The sequence below is a fragment of the Kordiimonas sp. SCSIO 12610 genome (assembly GCF_024398015.1).
Classification (GTDB): domain Bacteria; phylum Pseudomonadota; class Alphaproteobacteria; order Sphingomonadales; family Kordiimonadaceae; genus CANLMI01.
Genome location: NZ_CP073747.1, coordinates 3,495,170 through 3,501,651 on the forward strand (window position 1 = coordinate 3,495,170; position 6,482 = coordinate 3,501,651).

The following is a 6,482-nucleotide window of genomic DNA, read 5'->3' on the forward strand; positions in this document are numbered from 1 at the left end:
TGTAAGTTCACTCTCTATCCAATATTCCGCTCAGCCATCCAGTCAGCAACTTTTGCAATTAGGGTGTCTTTTAGATTCTCTTCCAACCGATCAAATGCATCTGCTGTAAACGCGGACACCAATATCTGGCGTGCTGTTACTGGGTCCACACCGCGTGACGTAAGATAGAAAATTGCTTTTTCGTCCAATTCACCAACGGTAGCACCGTGACTACATTTCACATCATCAGCCAGAATCTCAAGTTCAGGCTTAGCATTTGCTTCCCCTCTGCGATCAAACAAAAGTGCCTTAAAGGATTGGTCAGCTTCAGTTTCCTGCGCGTCTTTATCTACAATCACTTTGCCTTGAAATGCTGTTTTCCCAAATGCATCTGCAATCGTCCGAACGACCTGATCGCTTGTAGCCCCAGGCACCATGTGACGAACATTGGTCAGTATATCCTGGCTTTGGTCTTTTCCGGCCAAAGCTACGCCGTCAATTGTCGCTCGCGCGCCTTCGCCCATAATTTTCACATGGCCTTCAAAACGTGCAACCTTGCCACCGATCATTAAATTGGTGCAGGTGTAAGTAGCCTCGGTATCAAGCGAAACATACGCTTTGGATGTATGAAAAGCGTGAATTCCCTCATTCTGGACACGGTGGTGCTCAAGATTGCCACCTTCTGAAACTCTTGCCTGCACAACACTATTGTTCCAGTAATTACCAGATAAACCATCGCCAACAAAATTTTCAACAATAGTAAGAGCGGCCTTTTCGCCGAGTTCGAAAATATGTCTTGTATGGTTCGCCGATTGATCCGTGCCTGTCGAGAAATTCAAAATTTCCAAAGGCTTTTCTATCTTTGTATTTGCTGGCACAGAAACAACCATTCCACCAACCATCAAAGCCGTGTTCAAAAGTGCGATACCATCACCGCCTTCAATTAACTCGTCAACACGTTCCGGGTTAGTAATAAGATGGTTTGCAAGAGGCCTTACATTTGCAACTTCGAGCAAATCAGCATAGTCGCTCAGCTCTTCATCAAAGTATCCATTAATGAACACAAGCCTGCCCGCATAAGTGTCACACAAAGGAGCCGTGTCGATCTCAACCGCATTTATCTTAGACGCAACATGGAATGCTGTATCCTGCATGAACTTGATATCGCTGTAGCGCCATTCTTCATCACGCTTTGTCGGCAAACCAAGTTTCTGGGCCTGTTTGAGGGCCCGCATCCGCACACCTTCAGAGCCAGGAACAATACCCGAAAGTTCCCAAACTTGTTTTTCATAGTTTTCAAATAATGCTGTCTGCATCTTATTTTCCTCGCTCCAGTTACCTCATTCAGGCAACGTCGGCGTAGCCTTTTTCTTCAAGTTCTAGTGCGAGTTCTTTGCCACCAGATTTCACGATCTGACCATCAGCAAGCACATGAACCACATCTGGCTGCACATAATCCAAGAGGCGTTGATAATGGGTAATTAAAAGAATAGCTGTGTCATCTCGGCGCTGCGCATTAATACCATCTGAAACAATTCTCAGTGCATCAATATCAAGACCTGAATCCGTTTCATCAAGAACCGCAAACTTGGGGTCCAAAACAGCCATCTGAACCATTTCGTTTCGTTTTTTTTCACCGCCTGAGAACCCAACGTTCACAAAACGCTTAAGCATATCAACATCCATCTTAAGGTCGGACGCCTTCGCCCGGACAAGCTTCATAAACTCACCCGCAGACATTTCTTCTTCGCCTTTATATTTCCTGATGCCATTAAGCGCAGTCCGCAGGAAATTCAGGTTCGAAACGCCGGGAATTTCTACTGGATACTGGAAACCAAGGAAAACACCTTCGCCTGCTCGCTCATGGCTTTCAAGCTCAAGCAAATCTTTACCGTGGAAGGAAATTGAACCCGCGGTCACCTCATAATCTTCCCGGCCTGCAATTGTGCTAGCAAGCGTTGATTTACCGGCGCCATTAGGGCCCATAATTGCATGAACTTCACCAGCCTTGATTTCAAGATTGAGGCCTTTGATAATCTCGGTTGAGCCAACCTGTACATGTAAGTTATCGATTTTAATCATTGTCATAATCCGTTTAGCCAACACTACCTTCAAGGCTGATACCCAGTAGCTTCTGAGCTTCAACAGCAAATTCCATCGGTAAATGTTGCATTACTTCTTTACAGAAACCATTTACAATCATTGCTACGGCTTCTTCTTCATCCAATCCGCGTGAACGACAATAAAACAACTGATCCTCGGAGATTTTGGAGGTAGTCGCTTCATGCTCGATTTGCGCAGACGGGTTTTTGACTTCAATATATGGAACGGTATGGGCGCCGCATTCACTGGAGACCAGCAGCGAATCACACTGGGTGTAATTGCGAACCCCCTCCGCACCAGCAAGTACCTTCACAAGTCCACGATATGTATTTTCAGATTTACCCGCAGAAATTCCCTTGGAAATAATCGTGGAGCGAGACCCTGCCCCCTGATGTATCATTTTCGTACCAGTATCTGCTTGTTGGTAATTGTTTGTCACAGCAACTGAATAGAATTCACCAACTGAATTTTCACCGGCGAGCACACAGCTCGGGTATTTCCAGGTAACCGCAGATCCTGTTTCAACCTGTGTCCACGACACTTTCGAGTTTTTACCTTTGCAAAGTGCACGTTTGGTTACAAAATTATATATTCCACCCTTGCCATCTTTATCTCCAGGGTACCAGTTTTGCACCGTTGAATACTTGATCTCAGCGTCATCAAGCGCGACAAGTTCCACAACCGCCGCATGTAGTTGATTTTCATCACGCATAGGTGCCGTACAGCCTTCGAGATAGGATACATAAGACCCTTCATCCGCAATGATAAGTGTACGTTCAAATTGCCCGGTGTTTTCTGTATTAATACGGAAATATGTTGAGAGCTCCATCGGGCAGCGTACCCCCTTAGGGATGTATACAAACGTGCCGTCAGTGAACACTGCGCAATTTAGTGCTGCAAAATAATTGTCACGAACAGGTACAACTGTCGCGAGGTATTTTTGGACAAGCTCAGGATATTCATGCACGGCTTCCGAGATTGACATGAAAATCACACCTGCTTTTTTCAATTCATCACGGAATGTCGTCGCAACAGACACAGAATCAAACACTGCATCAACCGCAACCTTGCGAGCACCCTCAACACCCGCGAGAACTTTCTGTTCTTCAAGAGGAATACCAAGCTTTTCGTAAGTCCGCAGTAACTCTGGGTCTACTTCATCAAGGCTTTTAGGCTTATCCTGTGTTTTAGGTGCAGCATAATAATAAATATCGTTGTAATCGATCTTTGGATAGTTGACTTTCGCCCAATCCGGTTCTTCCATCTTAAGCCACTGATGATATGCCTTTAGTCGCCAGTTCAACAGCCATTTAGGCTCATTTTTCTTGGCAGAAATGAACCGAATCACATCTTCACTGAGCCCTTTTGGGGCCATGTCCATATCGACATCAGTTACGAAGCCATATTTGTATTCGCCGGTTGCATCTTCAACTTGCTGCCGGGCTTCAGCGGTTCCTGCCATGATGGCGGCTCCTTATCTTTATTTATGTTAACCTGTACTTGTCTCAGTGATCTGTTGATCATTCAGGAAATTTATATTGTGAGGAGTGATAATCAATTCACTCAGCTTCACACCTGCGAGCGCATTACGTACCGCACCATTAATCGATTGCCAATGCGGCCGCATAACGCATATCTCATCAAATGAACAGTCAGAATTTTGTTCTTCGGAACAATGGGTCATGGCAATTGGACCATCAATCGCCTCTATAATATCGGCGACAGAGATCAATTTTGCGTCCTTTGCAAGAGCAAATCCACCCTTCAAGCCTCTGTGAGAGATCAAAAGCCCCGACCTTGTCAGTAGATTAAGAATTTTTGCTACCGTGGTATTTGGAACTCTTGTGATATCAGACAAACTCTGCGCATTGACTTTTGCATCAGCACGAGCCATTTCACACATCAAGACCACTGCATAATCTGCAAGATTTGTAAGTCGAATCATCAACAAATGCCTTTTAAAACATAATCATAACAGAGGTTTTCCTGGAAAATCTTAATTATGACCATTTTTGTCATGATTTGATATGGTGCTTGTGACAGAAAAAGTCAAATGAATAAAGTAACCTTTGAAATAGCCACGAAATATCATACTATCCATTCGTAATCATATTGCTACCCTCTGGATAGCATTAACCGTTTGATTAAATTAAATTTTAAACGCCAATCCACAACCACAAGAGAGTGTTGATGAGTAAGTTACGCTATTCGTTTTTTTTCCTGAGCTCACTCATCTTGCCTCAGGAAACATTTTTAGAAGGCTTTCCTGACGTACCTATTTTGGAAGGAATGGTTGAAATACACCCTGAAGGACGATTCGTTTTTGATACCCCCTCAGGGACGATCGCAGAAACAATCATGATATCAGACTATGACGAGGCTGAGGCCATAAAACGCTATAGTGTGAACCTGATTGCTCTCGGATGGAATTGTACTCAATCCAACATAAAATTATTATGTACGCGTGATCAGCATCGCTTAATTTTAGACACAAAAAAATCCACTGAAAAGAAAACGCTCATTAATATTCGTGTGGAACCTAACAAAGAATAATCATATCAAAAACTCGAGGGAATTCACCAATACCGTGAGCGTTTTGATAAAAAGCTTTTCAAATTCGCTCAAGCACAGTAGGAATCCGGATAAATGGATTAACTACATTTAGGTCTAGATATGACTTTTCAAACAATCTTGCTCGATAAACAAGATGGTATTGGTATTATTACCCTGAACAGGGCAGAAGCGTTAAACGCTCTCAACAGTCAATTACTCAGCGAAGTGAAAGAGGCACTACTATCACTGGAAAATGATCCAGATACAGGTGCTATTGTCATCACGGGCAGTGAAAAAGCCTTTGCAGCTGGTGCAGATATTAAAGAAATGGCTGAAAAGGATTTTGCCAGCGTTCTCATGGATGACATGTTCGGTGAAACAAATTCTGTCTTCGCCAGTATTCGCAAACCTATTATCGCTGGCGTTTCAGGATATGCGCTAGGCGGTGGGTGCGAGCTTGCGATGTGCTGCGATTTCATCATTGCAGCAGAAAACGCTAAATTTGGCCAACCGGAAATCAAACTGGGCGTTATCCCCGGGATTGGTGGTACCCAGCGACTCACTCGGTTGATCGGTAAATCCAAAGCTATGGACATGATGTTGACGGGTCGCATGATGGATGCTGCAGAGGCAGAAAGATCAGGACTGGTTAGCCGAGTTGTGCCAACAGATGATCTTTTGGATACTGTAACAGATATTGCAAAATCCATTGCAGAACTCTCTCGTCCGTCAGTCGCTCTTGCAAAAGAAGCAACCAATCGCGCGCTTGAAACCACACTAACCGAGGGTTTATTGTTCGAGCGTCGTGTTTTCCATTCGCTTTTTGCAACAGAAGATCAAAAAGAAGGCATGAACGCTTTTATTGAAAAACGACAGCCCCAATTTAAGAACCGATAAGCTGATATCAACTACAAGACTTATCGTGAAAACTTAAGGAGTTGACGAAAGCGCGTAACTAGTATAGGAACGCGACCTCGAATTACAGATTTGCGCGAATGTGCCGCGCATCGTAACAAACAGATTTTAAAACCTCGGTCAGTTGCCAGTAAGGAAACTGGCTATCAACCAAGGTTAAGAAGGTAAATAAAAATGGCAAATACACTTCAAGCCAAAAAACGTATCCGTCGCAACGAGCGTCGCGCTGCTATCAACAAGTCACGCATCAGCCGCATCCGTACGTTTATTCGTAAAGTTGAAGAAGCGATTGAAGGTGGCGACAAAGCAGTTGCTGCAGAAGCACTTAAAAACGCACAGCCAGAGATCATGCGCGGTGCAACAAAAGGTGTTCTTCACAAGAAAACAGCGTCACGCAAAGTATCTCGTTTAGCTGCTCGGGTAAAAGCACTAGCTTAATCCGATTCGCTAGCAAAAGTACTTTTTGAAAAGCCGTACAGATTCTGTGCGGCTTTTTTCGATTCTCAATTCACGCCCCCTGAGAACAAAGAGAATACACATTTCAAGGCACTACTCCAAAGCACTATATCTTGTGTTGAATCAAATCCGACCCCATACAAAATGATAAAAGTTTGCTATTGACTAACGGAATCTGTTGCTGGCTTTTTTGATGATATGTATCTTCAATTCATGGCGATAGAAACTGCGAGCAACCAGCCTGCCCTTCGTGGGAGCTGTTCGTTTTAATTTCTGGTTTGACAGCTAACAAACACAGAAATTCTATCGATTTTTGACAATGTATGAATATGATTCTGGTTCTTTTAATAGAACCTGAACAGGTATGAACTATTGCGGTTTGAAACTGAGTGTGTCGGTACCATAAACCGGTCACATGGAACGGAAACCGAAATAGTTGGGGCAACAAAATTGGATTTAGGGAGCGCTTGTAACCG

At 43.8% G+C, this 6,482-nt stretch carries 7 protein-coding genes; 3 read left to right on the forward strand and 4 right to left on the reverse strand.

Annotation, left to right across the window (positions count from 1 at the left end; all coding sequences use genetic code 11):
* Positions 1–14: 14 nt before the first annotated feature.
* Genes sufD through KFF44_RS16180 form a run of 4 tightly spaced genes read right to left on the reverse strand, consistent with a single transcriptional unit; the run spans position 15 to position 4,027 of the window.
* Positions 15–1,295, reverse strand: coding sequence for a Fe-S cluster assembly protein SufD (sufD, locus tag KFF44_RS16165; protein ID WP_255936081.1), 1,281 nt, complete (start codon positions 1,293–1,295; stop codon positions 15–17).
* A gap of 28 nt (positions 1,296–1,323) precedes the next feature.
* Positions 1,324–2,061 (reverse strand): Fe-S cluster assembly ATPase SufC, encoded by a 738-nt coding sequence (sufC, locus tag KFF44_RS16170; protein ID WP_305118788.1) that lies wholly within the window; start codon positions 2,059–2,061, stop codon positions 1,324–1,326.
* A gap of 13 nt (positions 2,062–2,074) precedes the next feature.
* Positions 2,075–3,544 carry a Fe-S cluster assembly protein SufB gene (gene sufB, locus KFF44_RS16175; RefSeq protein ID WP_255936083.1) on the reverse strand — a complete coding sequence of 490 codons (1,470 nt, stop codon included), beginning with the start codon at positions 3,542–3,544 and terminating at the stop codon, positions 2,075–2,077.
* A gap of 27 nt (positions 3,545–3,571) precedes the next feature.
* On the reverse strand, positions 3,572–4,027 hold the full coding sequence (locus tag KFF44_RS16180; protein WP_255936084.1) for an SUF system Fe-S cluster assembly regulator: 456 nt from the start codon (positions 4,025–4,027) through the stop codon (positions 3,572–3,574).
* Between the two features lie 245 nt (positions 4,028–4,272).
* Between KFF44_RS16180 and KFF44_RS16185 the strand changes: the two genes are divergently transcribed.
* The 3 genes from KFF44_RS16185 to rpsT all read left to right on the forward strand — a co-directional run bounded on the left by KFF44_RS16185 (position 4,273) and on the right by rpsT (position 5,988).
* Complete coding sequence (locus tag KFF44_RS16185; protein ID WP_255936085.1) at positions 4,273–4,635, forward strand: hypothetical protein; 363 nt, start codon at positions 4,273–4,275, stop codon at positions 4,633–4,635.
* 120 nt (positions 4,636–4,755) lie between these two features.
* Positions 4,756–5,532 (forward strand): enoyl-CoA hydratase, encoded by a 777-nt coding sequence (locus KFF44_RS16190; RefSeq protein ID WP_255936086.1) that lies wholly within the window; start codon positions 4,756–4,758, stop codon positions 5,530–5,532.
* Between the two features lie 192 nt (positions 5,533–5,724).
* Positions 5,725–5,988: a 30S ribosomal protein S20 gene (gene rpsT / locus KFF44_RS16195; RefSeq protein ID WP_255936087.1), complete on the forward strand. Its 264-nt coding sequence runs from the start codon at positions 5,725–5,727 to the stop codon at positions 5,986–5,988.
* Positions 5,989–6,482 lie beyond the last annotated feature (494 nt).